The organism is Cupriavidus sp. BIC8F (assembly GCF_032465815.1).
Classification (GTDB): domain Bacteria; phylum Pseudomonadota; class Gammaproteobacteria; order Burkholderiales; family Burkholderiaceae; genus Cupriavidus; species Cupriavidus necator.
This window is the reverse complement of the sequence record NZ_CP136094.1, coordinates 1,775,563-1,791,691: the sequence shown is the minus strand read 5'-3', so window position 1 is coordinate 1,791,691 and position 16,129 is coordinate 1,775,563. Positions and strand designations below refer to the sequence as shown.

Sequence of the window (16,129 nt, the reverse complement as noted above, 5' to 3'; positions counted from 1 at the left end):
GGGAGGATCAGAACTCCCCGTGAAACCGCACCCCGTAGAATTTCACCGGCCCGCGGTCGCGGTTGTACCCAGGGTTGCGCACGTATTGGAAGTCCGGGCTGATGCTCAGGTACTTCACCGGCTGGAAGCTGTAGTAGATCTCCAGGATCTGCTCGGGCCCGTAGCGCAGCGCGCCGTCGCCCAGGAACGCGCCCTGCCCGCCCGCGGCCAGGTAGTTGCGGTGGTTCGGGCCCAGCATGTTGATCGCCACCGCCACGCCCAGCGCATCGCGAGCCCGTCCCCACGCATCGCCCTTCAGCACGCCGCCCGCCGACACCTGGCGGCCGATCTCCGTGAAGGCGTAGGTCTCGGTCTTGTCGTCGGACAGGCTGGCGCGCGCGAACATCCCCAGTGAATCGGTGACCTGCTGCACCAGTGTCACGCCCACGCCGCTCTTGGCGTGCTCGCGCCGCACGTCGGCGACGTCCGGCGTGGTGTTGTTGGCCATGCCAAAGCCGATGGCGTCGCTGAACGCGCCCATGCGCGCCTTGTTGCGGAACCACAGCAGCCGGGCGGTGCCGGGCCGGCCGGCCAGCTGGTAGCGCTTCTCCACTTCGATGATGTCGCCGTAGTGCTCGAACATGCGGGTGTCGAGCTGCAGCCCGTTGGATTCCAGCGGCTGCAGGAAGCGCCCGATGCGCGCCGACCAGCCGTCGCCGATGTACTCCAGCGACAGGCCCCAGGTGTAGCCGCGCGAATCCGCCGCATAGTCGAAGGCACCATGCGTGAGGAAAGACCAGTTCATGAACTGCGTGCGCGGGTCGGAGCCGAACTCGTTCTGGTCGAAGACGTCGAGCACGCCGAAGTTGCCCGCCGTCAGCACCACGCGGCGCTGGTCCACCGTGCGGGCCAACTGGTTGAAATCGCCCTCGAGCGTTTCGGTGCCGCCGCCCAGCCCCCAGGTCTGGCGGATAAAGGCGCGCGCGCGGTAGAACACTGGGTTGGTGCTCGCGCCCTTGGCCAGTTCGCCGTTCGACAAGCCACCGACGCCGTGCAGGCCTGAGAACGGCACGCCTTGCGCGACCTCTGGGTTGAAATGGAACTCGGCGCCCTGCCACAGCCGCAAGCCGAGGTCGAGCGTCGCGGTGAACGAGTAGCTCTTCGCCTTTTCCGTGCTGAGGCTGTTCGGGCCCGAGTATGCGGCGCCGAAGGCGGGCTTGCGCTGCCACACATAGGTCGACTGGCCGTGAAAGCCAAACGGGCTTTCAGCCGCGGCGGCCGCCTGTTCCGGCTCCGCCTGCTGCGCCAGCGCGGGCAGGCATGCGCAGCAGGCCAGCGCGGCCAGCGCTCGGCGGAAACGGAACGGGCCGCGCCGTGGCGCGGCGGAAAGTGGCGAAAACAGCATCGGAAATAGGTGGAGTAAGGATGTGCCGGCAACGGCGCGCTTCGGCGCCCGCAGCATAGCCAAGCCCACATGACATGTCCACCGCGCGTGTCGCGCCGGCTCGTGTGCCCTGGCGCCGACGTTGTAACCGGGCTTGAATTAATTAACTCAAAAATTAATATTGAAGCAACCCGTTCCGCATCGCGTCGTCACATGCCGCGCCAACCCGCCCAGCCCAAACCTTCACCGCGCCGCAGCCCCGGGCGCCCTGGTCGGCCTGAGGCCGGCCAGCCCGGCCAGCGCGAACGCATCCTCGATGCGGCCACCGACATGTTCTCGCGCCAGGGCGTGGCTGGCACCCCGGTCAAGGCGATTGCCACCCAGGCCGGCGTGACGCCGGCGCTGGTCCATTACTACTTCAGCGACCGCGAATTGCTGCTGGACGCCGTGGTCGAGGAAAAGCTGCAGCCGCTGGTGGCCAGCGTCTTTGCCGCCGCCGCGGATGCCGAGCCGATGGCCATGCTGATCGGCATTGCCGGCCGGCTGATCCGCACCGCGGCCGCCACGCCCTGGTTTCCCGGGCTGTGGATCCGCGAGGTCGCCAGCGCCGACGGCGCCCTGCGCGAGCGCGTGCTGGACCGCTTCGCGCTGCAGCGCGCCGGCGCACTGAGCGGGCCGCTGGCGGCCGCGATCGCGCGCGGGCAGCTCAATAGCGGCCTGGAGCCGGCATTGGTGATGCCGTCGCTGGTCGGCCTGGCGCTGCTGCCGCTGGCCACCACCCATATCTGGCGCCGGCTGCCCGGCGGCGAAGCGGTCGATACCGACACCCTGGTGCGCCACGTATCCGCGCTGCTGATGCACGGGCTGGCACCGGCGCCCGACGCTGGCAAGTCCAGGCTTTCTCCGGAGTCATCATGAACCACGCCCACCCCACCCGCCCGCAACTGCCGGCAGCGGTGCTTGCCACGCTCGCGGCGGTGCTGCTGGTCGCCGCTTGCAGCCGTGAACGCGCCGACACCTGGCAAGGCTATGTCGAAGGCGAATTCGTCAGCGTGGCCTCGCCCTTCGCCGGACGTCTCGACACGCTGTCGGTGCAGCGCGGCCAGCAGGTCGGCCAGGGCGCCGCGCTGTTTGCACTCGAATCCGACGACGAGCGCGCCGCGCGCCAGCAGGCCGAAGACCAGCTGCGCGCAGCCGAGGCACAGCTGCAAGACATGAAGACCGGCAAGCGCCCGGTCGAAGTCGAGGTCAGCCGCGCCCAGCTGGCGCAGGCACAGGCCCAGGCGCAGCGCAGTGCCGCGGCCTTGCGGCGCGACCAGCGCCAGTATGAGATCGGCGGCATCGCGCAGGCGCAGCTGGACGAATCGCGCGCGCAAGCCAGCAGCGACGCCGCGCGCGTGCGCGAACTGCAGCGCGATATCGACGTGGCCCGGCTGCCGGGCCGCGATGCGCAGCAAGCCGCGCAGGCCGCGCAAGTGGCCGCCGCGCGCGCGGCGCTGGCGCAGGCCGAGTGGAAGCTGTCGCGCAAGACCGTGGCCACGACCCAGGCGGGGCTGGTCTACGACACGCCCTACCGCCTCGGCGAGTGGGTGCCGGCGGGCAGCCCCGTGGTGCGCATGCTGCCGCCGGGCAACGTCAAGGTGCGCTTCTATGTGCCGGAGACGGTGGTGGGCGCGCTGCGCAACGGCCAGGCGTTGCAGGTGCGCTGCGACGGCTGCGCCGCGCCGGTGGCGGCCACCATCAGCTACGTCGCCAACGAGGCCGAATACACGCCGCCGGTGATCTACAGCAACGAGACGCGGCGCAAGCTGGTGTTCCTGGTCGAAGCGCGCCCGGCGGCGGCCGATGCGCCCAAGCTGCGGCCGGGCCAGCCCGTCGAAGTGGTGCGGCCATGAACAGCCGAGCGAACGGCGGCGCGGCCGGACTCGCCATCGACGTGCGCGGCCTGAACAAGCACTTCGGCGACAAGCACGTGGTCAACGATCTGAGCATGCAGGTCGCGCGCGGCGAGATCTTCGGCTTCCTCGGCCCCAACGGCAGCGGCAAGACCACCTCGATCCGCATGATGTGCGGGCTGCTGACGCCCGATTCCGGCGCGGGCACCTGCCTGGGCTACGACATCCGGAGCGAGTCCGACGAGATCAAGCGCCGCGTCGGCTATATGACGCAGAAGTTCTCTTACTGGGACGACCTGTCGATCCGCGAGAACCTGGACTTTGTCGCGCGCGTCTACGGCATGCCGAACCGGCGCGAGGCGGTCGACCGCGCGCTGGAAGACCTGGGCCTGGCCACGCGCTCGGCGCAGCTGGCCGGCGCGCTGTCGGGCGGCTGGAAGCAGCGGCTGGCGCTCGCGGCATGCCTGCTGCACGAGCCCGAGCTGCTGCTGCTCGACGAACCCACCGCGGGCGTGGACCCCAAGGCCCGGCGCGACTTCTGGGAGCAGCTGCACCAGCTGGCCGCGCGCGGCATCTCGGTGCTGGTCAGCACGCACTACATGGACGAGGCCGAGCGCTGCCACAAGCTGGCCTATATCGCCTACGGCAAGCTGCTGGCGCAGGGCACCGCCGAGGAAGTGGTGGCCAGCCAGAATCTGTCGACCTGGAGCGTGGAAGGCGACGATCTCGCCGCGCTGTCGGAGCAACTGCAGGGTGCGCCGGGCGTGGAGCAGACCGTGGCCTTCGGCACCGCGCTGCATGTGACCGGGCGCGATGCGCGGGCGCTGGCCGATACGCTCGCGCGGCTGGCCGGACCGGGCCGGCGCGCCGAGCAGACCCAGACCAGCCTGGAAGACGTGTTCATCCACATGATGAGCGGGGCCGAGGACAATATGGGGGCCCGCAAGGCCAGGGAGGCGTCATGACAGCCGCCGCCCGCACGCCGGCCGCGCAACAGCGCTTCTCGCTGCAGCGCTGGTGGAGCATCGTGCTCAAGGAGTTCCTGCAGCTGCGGCGCGACCGCGTCACCTTCGCCATGATCATCGGGCTGCCGATCATGCAACTGCTGCTGTTCGGCTTTGCCATCAACACCGATCCGCGCCACCTGCCGACTGCCGTGATTGCCGCCGACCAGAGCGAATTCACGCGCTCCTTTATCGCCAGCATGGAGCAATCGACCTACTTCAAGCTGGTCGGCACGCTGCCCGACGAGCAGGCCGGGCGCGAGGCGCTGATGAAAGGCGAGGTGCAGTTCGTGCTGACCATCCCGCCCGACTTCACGCGCCGGCTGCTGCGCGGCGAACGGCCCGCCCTGCTGGTCGAGGCCGATGCCACCGATCCTTCGGCCACCGGCCAGGCCATCGCCGCGCTGCCGCAGCTGCCCTACAGCGTGGCCACGCATGACCTGAAGGGACCACTGGCGCCGCTTGCCGGCGGCAAGCCGCCCTTCGACGTGCAGGTGCAGCGGCTCTACAACCCGGAAGGCATCACGCAATACAACATCGTTCCCGGCCTGATGGGCGTGATCCTGACGATGACCATGGTGATGATGACCGGCCTGGCCATGACGCGCGAACGCGAGCGCGGCACCATGGAGAACCTGCTGGCCACGCCGGTGCGGCCGCTCGAGGTGATGACCGGCAAGATCGTGCCCTATATCTTCATCGGCCTGATCCAGTCGACCATCGTGCTGCTGGCCGCGCGCTGGATCTTCAGCGTGCCGTTCGTCGGCTCGGTGTCAGCGGTGTACCTGGCGGCGCTGCTGTTTATCGCGGCCAACCTGACGGTGGGCATCACGCTGTCGTCGCTGGCGCAGAATCAGTTGCAGGCGATGCAGCTGACGTTCTTCTATTTCCTGCCCAACATCCTGCTGTCCGGCTTCATGTTCCCGTTCGCCGGCATGCCGGGCTGGGCGCAGGCCATCGGCAACATCCTGCCGATGACGTATTTCCACCGCATGGTGCGCGGCATCCTGCTCAAGGGCAACGGCTGGGTCGAGCTATGGCCCAATGTGTGGCCGATGGCGCTGTTCATCGTGGTGGTGATGGCGATCGCGGTGCGCTTCTACCGCCGCACGCTGGATTGAAGGGGTTCGCCATGTCTCGACTCACGCCTGTCTTTGTCGCCGCGGCACTGTTGTGCGGCTGCGCCGTCGGTCCCGACTTCCGCGCGCCTGCGCCGCCGGACGACGCCGGCTACGTGCCGGGCCCGCAGCCGGTGGCAACCGTCGCGGCCGACGCCGCGGACGCAGGCGGGCAAGCCCACGCGCAAACCCTGGCCGCCGGCGCCGATGTGCCCGCGCAGTGGTGGGCGCTGTTCCGCAGCCCGGCGCTTGACGCCACCATCCGCAGCGCGCTGGATGCCAGCCCCACGCTCGCGCAGGCGCGCGCCCGGCTGCGCGAGGCGCAGGAGAACCTGGCCGCGCGCACCGGCGCCACGCGCTGGCCCGCCGTTGACGCAAAGCTGAACACCACGCGCCAGCAGGTCGATTTCCAGTCCCTGGGCATCACCGCGATCCCCAGCCCGGGCCCATTCACGCTGTACGGCGCCACTGTGCAGGTGTCGTACGTGCTGGACCTGTTCGGCGGACAGCGGCGCGAACTGGAGGGACTGCAGGCAGCGGTGGATTACCAGCGCTATGAACTGGAAGCCGCGCGCCTGGCGCTGGCCGCCAACGTGGCCACCGCGGCCATCCGCGAAGCCGGCCTGCGCGCGCAACTGGCCGATACAGCCGCTGTCGCCGCGGCCCAGCAGCGCCAGCTTGGCATCACCGAGGAGCGCCTGCGCGCGGGCGGTGTCGCCCGTGTCGACGTGCAGCGCCAGCGGGCCGAACTCGCGCAAACCCAGGCCCTGGTGCCGGCCCTGCAACGCCAGCTCGATGCCACGCGGCACCAGCTCGCGGTGTACACGGGGCAGACCCCGGCTTCGGCCACGCTGCCCGAATTCCGCCTCGACGAACTGCAGCTGCCCGACACGCTGCCGGTCAGCCTGCCCGCCACGCTGGCACGCCGCCGTCCCGATATCCGCGCGGCCGAGGCCCTGCTGCACCAGGCCTCGGCCAATATCGGCGTGGCCACCGCCAATCTCTATCCGCAGATCACGCTGAGCGCCAGCGGCGGCACGCAGGCCACCGCGGCGCGCGACCTGTTCAGCAGCCTGAACGTATGGAGCCTGGCCGCGGGGCTGGTGCAGCCTGTATTCCGCGGCGGCGAGCTGCAGGCGCGCAAGCGTGCCGCGGAGGCGGCTTATGAGCAGTCGCTGGCCGCGTATCGGCAAGCCGTGCTGCAGGGCCTGCAGAACGTGGCCGATTCACTGCGCGCACTCGAAGCCGATGCCGCCGCGCTGCGCGAACGCGCCGACAGCGCGCGGCAGGCGCGCGATACGCTGGCGGTAGTGTCGGAGCAGTACCGGCTCGGCGGCGTCAGCCAGCTGTCGGTGCTGGATGCCGAACGGCAATCACGGCAGGCGTCGCTGGAACTGGCGCAGGCACGCGCCGACCGGCTGGCGGATTCGGCGGCGCTGCTGCAGGCGCTTGGGGGTGGGTGGTGGGGAGAGGAAGGCCAGGCGGCCAAGGCTCCCACCGGTCAATCCATGCCCCTGCGCCAATAGATGCGGTAACGGCGGCCGAGTTTGGGTCCGGGGGGACTGATCACCTGCGTGCCGCTGATGGCAACGTTGTAGTCATCGTTGCCGATCCTCACCGACACCGGCACCGGCGTGGGCGGATACCCGCCGCCGGCGCGCTCCTGGAAGCGGTCATCGCTGGTCAGGCCGATGGTCTTGCTGTTGAGATTGGCTGTGGCCGCGCCATTGAGGTAGTTCAGCTGGTAAATGCGTGCGATGCCAAGATCCCCCGTGCAGGAATTGGAAGATGCCGCCTTGGGCGTATTGGTGCCGAACATCACGGTGCCAGACAGCGTCGTAGATCCGCTGACGGCCTTCTCGCCGGGCTGCAGCATGATGTACCACCCGCTTGCAGCGGTCAGCGCGGCGTTGGCTTGCGTGATCTGCTCGGGCGTGCCCTGCTGAACCAGGTTGGCAGTGGCGTCATAGAGCTTGCCATCGGTCCCCGTGTCCGAGCCGGGCGCGCCCTCGACGATCGGCGTCGACCGCATGGCATTGAGCTCGTGGTAGTCCTTGATCATGTAGTAGCGGTTCTGGATGCTGGTATCGAACGGATGCTCACGATCGCCAGAACCGATCAACAGCGTGTCATAGGCCGGGTTCGTCCCGACAGGGGGCGGCACGACATCGGGCGCGAAGAGGAATTTGCGCGCGTCGGAGCCGGTCCCGCCCAGCGCAGCCAGCAAGCCTGCTTTCCATTTCGTGGGGTCGGCGTCGCTGATGTTGATGCGCCAGATGTTGGCACCGGTATCGGCCGCATAGATGCGGTCGATATACCCGTCACGGTTGGAATCGATAATGGCCATGTTGGCGGGCATGGCGTAGGCCATGCCTGGCACATTCAGGCCCTTGTCACCGGTTACCGCCGACGGCCCGGCCTGCCACCTGACGATGCCCCTCGCAGCGTCCAGGACCATCACGCCGCGCCCCATGGTCGCTTGCTTCTGGACCACCGGGTCGTTGGCATCGGGATCATAGCCCAGGCCAAAGATCAGCACCGGGTCGTCAGGGAACGCGCGCACCTTCCCCACCCGCAGGTCCGACCAGGTCTGGCCCAGTTCCTCAAAGCCGCTGTCCGCATTGCTGTGTTTCCAGAGCAGCTTTGGCGTATTGGGATCGCTGACGTCAAGCGCGTAGATGAAGCGCCCGCCGCGCCGCATGGTCAGGAACAGATAGGCCTTGTCGCCACGTGATGCATCGATGATGCCATCGTTCTTGCTGGAATAGGTATAGACCGTTGCCGAGCCGTCGACAAAATAAGGCTTGGGCGAGGTCGAGGAAATGGCCGGATCATGGTTGTACATCCGGGCAAACTTCGGAAAATGCTCGGAGGGGATGAAGCTCCAGAGTTCGTTGCTGCCGGCTGGGCCGCCCTTGACGGCGTGCAGCATGCCGTCGTTGGACCCGTAGAACACCACCACATCGTCGGCAGTCCGGCTGTAGTTGATCACCGCCGGGCGTGAATGCAGCACATCGCCGTGGACGAAGCCGCGGATGTTGTAGGTCGGCGCCGACGAAGGGTTGGCGACGGCCGGGTCATCGACCAGGGTATTGCCGCCACGCACCCAGTTGATCACGGGCTCCTTGTTCGCGGTGCTCTGCAATCCCAAGGTTGTCGCCACGATATCGCTGTTCGCCGTACTGAACGGCGTGTTCTTCAGCTGGGACCCAGCGACGCAGGTGGTGCCGGTACAGGTATAAACCTGCCGGCTTGCCTGGCTTGATTTGAACGTTGTGCGCAGGAACTGCGCCGCCCCCCCTTTCTCGACCAGATCGCCGTCCGGCGCGTCCGACACTCCGCCCCTCCCTTGCGAGCCCGGGTAGTTCGTGGCGTCCCAGAAACTGGAGGCGGTGGTCCAGATACTGGTCACATCGGGGTTGACGAAGCCGGTCTTTGCGTTCTCGACTGCGGCATTCTGCGCATCGGCAAGGAACACGGTAGGAGGCGTAGTCGACTTATCCACGCCCAGCTGGTACTGCTTCAGGTTGCCGACCCAGTTCGGCTTGGACAGGGCATCGGGACGAAACATGCCCAGATAGACCTGGTTCAGGTAGGTGCCCCGCACGCTGACCGACACCGGCAGCGATACGGACGCGAACACGGAGTTGGTGTCCAGGATCCGGTCACGGATCTTGTTCAGCGCCGTCTCCAGCTCCACGTCGCTGCCTGCCTGGAAGTAGCCGCTGTTGGTTTCCGTGCCTTGCCTCGCCATGTTTTTCATCATGGTGGTGAAGTCCGGATTGCTCTGAGCGTTGTAGGCGTCGATCGTGAACGTCATGATCGATCCGTTCTTGGCTGCCGTCGTGTTGGTGCCAAGATCCGGGCGTGTCTTGAGAAAATGCGCCCAGGCCGACTGGATATCCGGCGAGGTCGAGACGTTGTACTTGCGCAGCGTGGTCACGGCAGGATCCGTGATCGCCGGCACCGGCGGCATCACACCTTGCCGGTTGTTGCCGATAAAGATGATATAGGTCTGTGCGCAGCCGCCTCCCAGGGGGCTGTTGTAGCCGGAGCCATTGGCCGATCCCTTATAGGCAAACCCGCTGGAAAGCTTGCCGATCGCTGACGTTGTCAGGTTGTCCTTATTGGTACCGGCGTTGCCCGCGAAATCGGCTAGCGGATCCATCCCCGCCCAACTGTTGTCCGCCCCGGTCAGATACAACCAAGCCTCATACAGGGCATTGGCGTAGCTTCCCGAGCTTTGGTCGATCTTCTCGTCAGGCGAGTTGACGTTGTAGTCGTTATTGTTGCTCGCAACGCCCGCAAGCATATTCTGGAAGGCCTGGTTGTTTGCGGTGTTCATCATGTCGCGGATGCCGAACCGTACGTAGCCCCCATCTCGCTTGGAGCCATTGACCGTCAGCATCATGAGGCCAACGTTAGTCGGCTTCTTCAGACTCCCGACGAAATTCTTGATGGCCAGCAGCTCGGCTTGCCCCTGGGTCGGCGAACCGACCCACTTCTGAGAGGCCTTGGACCAGTTCGCCGTGTTGTCCAGGACAAACAGGATGTTGGGGGCCCCCTGGGAAGTGCTCGTCGACGGGGCAAAGATGTCCGTGTCGTCGGAATGGCCGACAACCGGCGTGATAACCAGCGCGGCCAGCACTAAGCCCCGCAAGACTCGGAACATTGACATCACGTAACCCCCGGCGATTCTGATAAGTTCGTTTTTGTTCTGGTCAACGCTCTGCCGCCATTATGTGCAGGTGGCTGTCGAATCCATCCGTACCCTGACGCCCTGGTGCACGGTGACCGAGACACCGCTGCCCCGCTTGTCCGTGGCAACGGCGGTCACGTCCCAATAGGTGTCCTGCGGGGCGGAGCCCGCAAAGTCATAGCTGTAGCCGTCGGCCGGCGCCATCTGCTGGCATGCGGGTGCTGCCGCCTGGACCGTGTAATCGGCCACGCCGTCGTTGTTGACGTCGATATCGAAGGTCTGCGCAGCGGGTGCGTAGAAGCTGGCTGCCGAGCTGACGACTTTCTCGATGGCCTGTTGGGCCGCGGCGGTCGCCTCGGCCTTGGCTTGCTGGTTGCCCACGATGCGCAGGCTGGAGTTGCCCAGGCGCACCGCGGAAACCACCAGCAGGGTCAGCACGATCAGCATAACCAGACCCATTACCAGGCTGAGGCCGGCGTGCTTCTTGCGCCAGTTGGAATTGGGGGGACGCCTCATCTTCATTCTCTCCGGCTGCTGGGATTGATGACGCGCACGGTCCCGGTATAGACGTGGCGTTTGTAGCCATCCGAAAACGGCCCCACGGTGCCAGCCATGCCCATGCTGTAGGTTTTCTTGTCGGACTGGCCCATAGACGGCTCGGTATTGCGCGCCAGCAGACTGACCTGCATCGCCATGACATTGGGCCAGTCGGCCAGTCCCGGCGCGGTGACGAACGGCACGGCCGGCGATCCGGTGTTGAGCCCGTCGATCCCATAATCGAGTTGCAGATCCTGGATGCCATTGACCAGCGGCGTCATGACAAAGACCGGCACGCCACCCGCGGCACTCAGGTCCAGCCGCTTGAGCGTCGGCACCGGCTTGCCGCCGTCGGCCGCGGCCGTGCAGGTGGTGGCGCCTGCCGCGTATTTGTTGCACGGGCTGACGAAGTAGATGGACTGCACATAGCGCCACAATCCTGCCGGCGTGGTGCCATTTTTTTGCAGCAGCGTGTAGGTGCCTGGCGTGGCGGGCGTCGCGTCCGGACCGATGCCAGTGACCTTGCTGCTCGGCGTGGTCTGTACGTATGCCTGGCCGGGGACGGCATTGGCGGGCGTAGCCAGGATATCGCCGGTATCCAGTCGACGGGTTACCAGGATATCGGTTCCGGGCACATGGTCCGCATCGGCCAGGCAGCCAGACAGCGGCGCCGGCACGGTCGCGGGGGCATCATAGCCTTGCAGAGGCAATCCCAGCGCCTTATCGAGACTGTCCTTGTCCGTGGCGCACGGATTCGGCAAGGCGGTCGGCGCTGTCATGGCGCTGCCGTACTGGCCGTAGTATCCGGCATGCTCGATCTCGTCCTGCAACAAGGTGAAGGCGTATCGGCCACTCTCGATCTGGCGGGCCGACTTGTCCAGTTCCGCGCGCGCGCTGCTTTGCTGGCTGATCAGCACCGTGATCCCCGCCAGCAGGAACAGGCCGATGGCGATGGCAACCATCAACTCCACCAGCGACATGCCCGCCTGGCGGCGGCGCATCGATGACAATGGGCGCAGGGAAGCAGAAGTCGTCACGGGGCAATCAGTTGAGGTTGGCGATCTGCAGCGTGGCGCTCACCACGCGCCGCTGGGCTTCATCTCCGTACAGCCCCTTGCCGCACGCGAGGCCTGCAACCGGTGCTGCGGTCTTGTTTTTGCCCTGCCAGGCCACAGACACGACATAGACGTTCGATACCGGGTTAAAGCTGACACACCCCCGTGCGCCGACCATAGCGCCAACATTGGCGGTGCCGCTGATTTCGCTGGCACCGGCAAGCAGGCTGCTCCATGCGGCAAGATCGCTGTTCGCCAGGGTATAGGCCTGCACCGTGCCGAGCGAGCAGAGCGGCAGCGCGCCAGCGCCGATGCCGAGGTAAGGCACGCCGCCGACGCTATCGGTCGTGATGGCATAGCAGCCGGCTGCAGAGCGGTTGGCATTGATGCGTTCGACCATGTCCTGCAGCAGGATAAGCGCCTGCGCGCGCTGGTAGGACTCGGCCTCGGCCCGCTGGCTGGCCAGCATCAGGCTCACCAGCCCCAACAAGCCAATCAGCAGGATGATCAGCGTGACGAGCGCCTCCATCAAGCCGAAGCCGCGCGCGCGGCGCAGGAATCGCGGATTGTTGCGCATCAGCAGGCTCCTGTCTGGCTGGCCGGCATGCCGCTCAGGTCAACGCTGACACAGCGGGGCGTTACGGTGCTGCCAGACGCAGAAATGCCGAATGTCGAAGCCAAGGCGGCCAGGCGCCCGTTGCTGTTGTAGGCCAGGCCACCGGCGGGGCCGCTCACGGTCAGCCCGGTTACCGCCTCATGCCGACTCAGCACGGCCACGCCCGCCATCACGGTCCAGCCGTTCTGCCAGCCGCCGGCCGCCGGCGCGATACTGACGCTGGTATTGCGCTTCACCGCCTCGCTGCGCGCGTAGGAGAGGGTTGAGGCCAGGTCATAGGCAGCGGCCCGTATCCGTTGTCCGAGGACGAACTCACGGAAATACGGTGTGCCGGCCGACAGCAGGATGGCTGCGATCATCACCGTCGCCATCAGTTCGATCAGCGTGAAGCCAGGAATCCGGCGCGCCGGCAATCCCTGCACGCTAGTTGTGGAGAACCGCTTAGAAGCGCCCATGATCGCGTTCACCAGCAGTTGGTTACCGGGCCGGGGCCACTGATGCCTTTGGCTCCCGTCTGGTCGACGGTCAGGTTGAGGCATTGCGCATCATTGACCAACTGTCCGCCGGTGGGTGTTGCCGTGACCAGGTAGGACGGCGGTGCCGTGGTGTTGTCGGCGGTAAGCGTAACGTTGTAGTTGCGCGAGACTTCGGCGGGCACGGAGGCCCCGAGCCCGGCCATCGATGTGGCGTACTGCCGCGCATCGAGGCTGTACTGCTCCTGCTGGTTGGCCACGCCGAGAATGAAACTCTGCGCAGCGGAGCGGTTGCTGCGGACCACGTATTGCGTGTAGGACGGGTAGGCGATCGTAGCCAGAATGGCAATGATCGCCACGGTGATCATCACCTCGATCAGCGTGAAGCCATGCGCTGCCCTGGCGCCGCGCAGGCGCCAGCCCCGGCATGGATTGCCGGTTACCCCAACTTTCCCAATGACCCGAAACGACGGGCTGACCCTCCCGCCGTGTCGCACTGCCGGGCTTCTATGTCCCATGCTCGCGCTCCGATACCAATTATGTTCCGGTTGACCGAATTCCGGAGGTTATGGCGCGGAGTGTAAGTCACGATCCGCCAAGTGGGTAAGGAAAATATGATGCCGGCTGGCCGGCGTTGTAGCGAACAGACAGTGGCGTTACGGGATCTGCACAGGGCATACAGCCAAGGCATGCGGCAGACGTTATCCGTCAGTGAGGGGGAACCCTGGCCCGCCCTGTTCGATTGTCCCGATGCGCGCCCGGGCCCACACTTATGCAACAATCGTTACAAACACCGAATCCGGAATGCCCATGCCGCCCGACAGCCCCACCCCATCGCCGCAAGCGCCGCCGCAGGACCTGGACGCCCTGCTGGCGCTGCTGCGCAGCAACTTCCCAACGCTCAGCACGCAGTTCCAGGGCGGCGCGCGCTACCTGCTCGACCATCCACAGGACGTGGCGGTGCTGTCGATGCGCAAGATCGCGGCCAGTGCCGGGGTGCAGCCTGCCACCCTGGTGCGGCTGTCGCAGCATCTCGGCTTCGAGGGCTGGCAGGGGCTGCGTGAGTTGTTCGTCGATGCCCTGCGCGGCGGCAGCCAGCCGTACGCGCGCCGCGCGCGCAAGGTGGTGCGTGAAAGCAGCGCCAGCCGCATGCTGGGCGAGATGCTGGATGCGCAGCACAACAACCTGGACATGATCGCCGCCAACAATGAGAAGACCCTGCAGCAAGCGGCGGAACTGCTGTCGCATGCGGCGTGCGTGCATGTGGCGGGTTTCCGCTCGTGCTTCCCGATCGCGTTCACCTTCCACTATGTCTACCGGCTGTTCCGCAGCTCCGTGCACCTGATCCGCGCCGACGCCGGCACGCTGGAGATGGAGCTGCGCGGCCTGGCGCCCAAGGATGCGGTGCTGGTGGTCAGCTTTGCCCCCTACTCGCAGGAAAGCATCCGCGTCGCCACGGCCGCGCGCGAGTGCGGCTGCAAGGTGATCGCGCTGACCGACAGCACGGTCGCGCCGATCGCGCTGGCGGCAGACTGCACGCTGCTGTTCTCGGTGGAAAGCCCGTCGTTCTTCCCGTCCGTCACCGCCGGCGTGGCCGTGGTCGAGGCCCTGGTCGAGCAGCTGCTTGCGCGCAAAGGCAAGGGCGCGATCCGCGCGCTGGAGCAGGCCGAGGGCGAGCTGCACCGCACCGGCGCCTACGTGGCGGCCGGACGCGGCTGAGCCGGCCCGCCGCGCTTAGTCGAAGGCCTCGTCGTTGGGGTTGGCGTAGGCTTTCTTCAGCGGTTCGCTCATCGGCAGCTCGAAGTTCACGTGCTTGGGCGGCACCGGTGCGGCAAACCATCTGGCGTAGAGCTTGTTGATCTCGCCGCTGCGTATCAGCCCCGTGATGGCGCCGTCGACCACCTGCTTGAAGCCAGGGTCGTCCTTGCGCATCATGAACGCGTAGGCCTCGAATGACTGCGGCGTGCCCACCACCGCCCACTCCGCGGGATTGGGCGCCAGCGTGCGCGCGCCGGACAACAGCACGTCGTCCATCATGAATGCTGCCACCCGCCCGGACTGCAGGATCAGGAATGACTCGCCATAGTCCTTGGCGCTCTGGACGGTGATATTGGCCTGCTTCTCGTCGTTGAGCCGGCGCAGGATGCGCTCGGAGGTGGTGCCGGCATTGGTCACCACCGCCTTGCCCGACAGGTCGCCGAAGTCGCGCACCGGGCTGCCCTTCTTCACCAGCAAGCGCGTGCCCGCAACAAAGAAGGTGGTCGAGAACGCCACCTGCTGCTGGCGCGACTTCAGGTTGGTGGTGACGCCGCATTCCAGGTCCACGGTGCCGTTCTGCACCAGCGAGATCCGGTTCTGCGAGGTCACCGGCACCATGCGCACCTGCAGGCCGGCGACGCCGGTCTCGCGCTTCACCGCATCGACGACGCGGTCGCAGATGTCCTGCGAGAAGCCGATCACCTTCTGGTTGGCGTCGTAGTACGAAAACGGGATCGACGAGGTGCGGTGGCCGATGGCGATCGTGCCCGACGACTTGACCTTGCCGAGCGTCGGGCTGGCCGCCACGTCGGCAGCGCCCGCCGTGCCCGCGAATAACGCCAGTACGGCGGCGGCAAGCGGCTCCGCCAGGGGACGCCGCGAACTGCGCGGACAGGTGACTTGTGCTGCTTTCATACCAGGCTCTCCTTGGGTAGCGTTCACGCGATGCGCCCTTGCATCGGAATGCTAGGCAAAGAGCAACAAGTGTTCCATCATGGATAACCATGAAACATATGTATTTTTCCCCGGCGTGGTGAAACAGACGCGTCCGGCGCCAGGCGGTTGCGCAGCCATGGGGCAGCCATGCGCCGCGCAGGTGCATGGCGAACGATCCGTGTTGGGAACGGCCGGGGGAAGGGAAAGGCGGAAAAAGCAGCTGGCGGCCGTGGTGCCGCCCGCGGTGTATTGCCGGCTGCGGCGACCGCGTGCGGCTTACTGCGTGCACTTCTCCCGGTACGCCTGCTGCAGCGACTTCTTCGGCCGGTCACGTTCCAGTTCCGGGATCATGCGGCCCTGGGCGGTCTCGATGGCCGGCTGGGTGGCGCGGTATTCGCGCTTGGGCGCCTCGGCGATCTGCGCGGCCAGGGCGCGGCATTCGTCCGACTGGATGCTGCCCGGCGTTGCGGCCGGGTCGGGACGGTAGGGCGTGGTGCCCTGCTGCACCGCTTCGTTAATGGCCGCGGCGGCGGCACTGTCCCCGCCCGGCCTCTGCGCATGCGCGCTGCAGGCCATCGCCAGGGCGGCGATGGCGGCAATGCGGATCAGGGTTCGCTGGCTCGGCATGATGACTTCTCTCCTGTGGCTCGATGAATTTATGCAAAGGCTGCCAGC

15 protein-coding genes are annotated in these 16,129 nt (G+C 66.6%); 6 read left to right on the top strand and 9 right to left on the bottom strand.

Translation table 11 applies throughout. The annotated features are described in order from the left end of the window. Positions 1–7 precede the first annotated feature (7 nt). On the bottom strand, positions 8–1,384 hold the full coding sequence (locus RS901_RS08440) for a carbohydrate porin (RefSeq protein WP_316152844.1): 1,377 nt from the start codon (positions 1,382–1,384) through the stop codon (positions 8–10). A 192-nt stretch (positions 1,385–1,576) separates the two neighbouring features. Between RS901_RS08440 and RS901_RS08435 the strand changes: the two genes are divergently transcribed. Genes RS901_RS08435 through RS901_RS08415 form a run of 5 tightly spaced genes read left to right on the top strand, consistent with a single transcriptional unit; the run spans position 1,577 to position 6,906 of the window. Beyond that, the gene (locus RS901_RS08435) at positions 1,577–2,281 is read left to right on the top strand and encodes a TetR/AcrR family transcriptional regulator (protein WP_316152842.1); all 705 of its coding nucleotides are present in this window, start codon (positions 1,577–1,579) and stop codon (positions 2,279–2,281) included. After that, entirely contained in the window at positions 2,278–3,258 is a 981-nt protein-coding gene (locus RS901_RS08430) for an HlyD family secretion protein (RefSeq protein WP_316152840.1), read from the top strand. The genes RS901_RS08435 and RS901_RS08430 overlap by 4 nt, the downstream gene beginning before the upstream one ends. Continuing rightward, the gene (locus tag RS901_RS08425; protein ID WP_316152839.1) at positions 3,255–4,223 is read left to right on the top strand and encodes an ABC transporter ATP-binding protein; all 969 of its coding nucleotides are present in this window, start codon (positions 3,255–3,257) and stop codon (positions 4,221–4,223) included. The genes RS901_RS08430 and RS901_RS08425 overlap by 4 nt, the downstream gene beginning before the upstream one ends. Next, positions 4,220–5,383, top strand: coding sequence for an ABC transporter permease (locus tag RS901_RS08420; protein ID WP_316152837.1), 1,164 nt, complete (start codon positions 4,220–4,222; stop codon positions 5,381–5,383). Before RS901_RS08425 ends, RS901_RS08420 begins: the two co-directional genes overlap by 4 nt. An 11-nt stretch (positions 5,384–5,394) precedes the next feature. Then, positions 5,395–6,906: an efflux transporter outer membrane subunit gene (locus RS901_RS08415; RefSeq protein WP_316152835.1), complete on the top strand. Its 1,512-nt coding sequence runs from the start codon at positions 5,395–5,397 to the stop codon at positions 6,904–6,906. Here RS901_RS08415 and RS901_RS08410 read toward each other — a convergent pair. The 6 genes from RS901_RS08410 to RS901_RS08385 all read right to left on the bottom strand — a co-directional run bounded on the left by RS901_RS08410 (position 6,882) and on the right by RS901_RS08385 (position 13,278). Continuing rightward, entirely contained in the window at positions 6,882–10,052 is a 3,171-nt protein-coding gene (locus RS901_RS08410) for a pilus assembly protein (protein ID WP_316152834.1), read from the bottom strand. The two genes, RS901_RS08415 and RS901_RS08410, sit on opposite strands and share 25 nt — an antisense overlap. A gap of 66 nt (positions 10,053–10,118) precedes the next feature. Continuing rightward, positions 10,119–10,595, bottom strand: a complete 477-nt coding sequence (locus tag RS901_RS08405; protein WP_316152832.1) for a pilus assembly PilX family protein — start codon at positions 10,593–10,595, stop codon at positions 10,119–10,121. 2 nt (positions 10,596–10,597) lie between these two features. Beyond that, the gene (locus RS901_RS08400) at positions 10,598–11,653 is read right to left on the bottom strand and encodes a PilW family protein (protein ID WP_316152830.1); all 1,056 of its coding nucleotides are present in this window, start codon (positions 11,651–11,653) and stop codon (positions 10,598–10,600) included. 7 nt (positions 11,654–11,660) lie between these two features. Further along, the gene (gene pilV / locus RS901_RS08395; protein ID WP_316152828.1) at positions 11,661–12,248 is read right to left on the bottom strand and encodes a type IV pilus modification protein PilV; all 588 of its coding nucleotides are present in this window, start codon (positions 12,246–12,248) and stop codon (positions 11,661–11,663) included. Continuing rightward, a complete protein-coding gene (locus RS901_RS08390) occupies positions 12,248–12,742 on the bottom strand; it encodes a GspH/FimT family pseudopilin (protein ID WP_316152825.1) in 495 nt (164 codons plus the stop codon). The genes pilV and RS901_RS08390 overlap by 1 nt, the downstream gene beginning before the upstream one ends. Positions 12,743–12,750: 8 nt before the next feature. Continuing rightward, entirely contained in the window at positions 12,751–13,278 is a 528-nt protein-coding gene (locus RS901_RS08385; RefSeq protein WP_316152823.1) for a type IV pilin protein, read from the bottom strand. Between the two features lie 292 nt (positions 13,279–13,570). On the opposite strand from RS901_RS08385, the gene RS901_RS08380 reads away from it, so the two are divergent. Beyond that, complete coding sequence (locus RS901_RS08380; RefSeq protein ID WP_316152821.1) at positions 13,571–14,479, top strand: MurR/RpiR family transcriptional regulator; 909 nt, start codon at positions 13,571–13,573, stop codon at positions 14,477–14,479. A gap of 15 nt (positions 14,480–14,494) precedes the next feature. Here the strand turns inward: RS901_RS08380 and RS901_RS08375 are convergent, their stop codons facing one another. Together RS901_RS08375 and RS901_RS08370 are read right to left on the bottom strand one after the other, a co-directional pair. After that, positions 14,495–15,433, bottom strand: a complete 939-nt coding sequence (locus RS901_RS08375) for a transporter substrate-binding domain-containing protein (RefSeq protein WP_316152820.1) — start codon at positions 15,431–15,433, stop codon at positions 14,495–14,497. Between the two features lie 297 nt (positions 15,434–15,730). Next, the gene (locus RS901_RS08370) at positions 15,731–16,081 is read right to left on the bottom strand and encodes a hypothetical protein (protein ID WP_316152818.1); all 351 of its coding nucleotides are present in this window, start codon (positions 16,079–16,081) and stop codon (positions 15,731–15,733) included. Between the last annotated feature and the right edge of the window lie 48 nt (positions 16,082–16,129).

Bases quoted from the DNA above. Each gene is read 5' to 3' on its own strand.
- RS901_RS08370 (WP_316152818.1), bottom strand. From the start codon at position 16,081: ATGCCGAGCCAGCGAACCCTGATCCGCATTGCCGCCATCGCCGCCCTG.
- RS901_RS08405 (WP_316152832.1), bottom strand. From the start codon at position 10,595: ATGAGGCGTCCCCCCAATTCCAACTGGCGCAAGAAGCACGCCGGCCTC.
- RS901_RS08425 (WP_316152839.1), top strand. From the start codon at position 3,255: ATGAACAGCCGAGCGAACGGCGGCGCGGCCGGACTCGCCATCGACGTG.
- RS901_RS08375 (WP_316152820.1), bottom strand. From the start codon at position 15,433: ATGAAAGCAGCACAAGTCACCTGTCCGCGCAGTTCGCGGCGTCCCCTG.
- RS901_RS08385 (WP_316152823.1), bottom strand. From the start codon at position 13,278: ATGGGACATAGAAGCCCGGCAGTGCGACACGGCGGGAGGGTCAGCCCG.
- RS901_RS08440 (WP_316152844.1), bottom strand. From the start codon at position 1,384: ATGCTGTTTTCGCCACTTTCCGCCGCGCCACGGCGCGGCCCGTTCCGT.
- pilV (WP_316152828.1), bottom strand. From the start codon at position 12,248: ATGCGCAACAATCCGCGATTCCTGCGCCGCGCGCGCGGCTTCGGCTTG.
- RS901_RS08435 (WP_316152842.1), top strand. From the start codon at position 1,577: ATGCCGCGCCAACCCGCCCAGCCCAAACCTTCACCGCGCCGCAGCCCC.
- RS901_RS08415 (WP_316152835.1), top strand. From the start codon at position 5,395: ATGTCTCGACTCACGCCTGTCTTTGTCGCCGCGGCACTGTTGTGCGGC.
- RS901_RS08420 (WP_316152837.1), top strand. From the start codon at position 4,220: ATGACAGCCGCCGCCCGCACGCCGGCCGCGCAACAGCGCTTCTCGCTG.
- RS901_RS08430 (WP_316152840.1), top strand. From the start codon at position 2,278: ATGAACCACGCCCACCCCACCCGCCCGCAACTGCCGGCAGCGGTGCTT.
- RS901_RS08410 (WP_316152834.1), bottom strand. From the start codon at position 10,052: ATGTTCCGAGTCTTGCGGGGCTTAGTGCTGGCCGCGCTGGTTATCACG.
- RS901_RS08390 (WP_316152825.1), bottom strand. From the start codon at position 12,742: ATGGGCGCTTCTAAGCGGTTCTCCACAACTAGCGTGCAGGGATTGCCG.
- RS901_RS08380 (WP_316152821.1), top strand. From the start codon at position 13,571: ATGCCGCCCGACAGCCCCACCCCATCGCCGCAAGCGCCGCCGCAGGAC.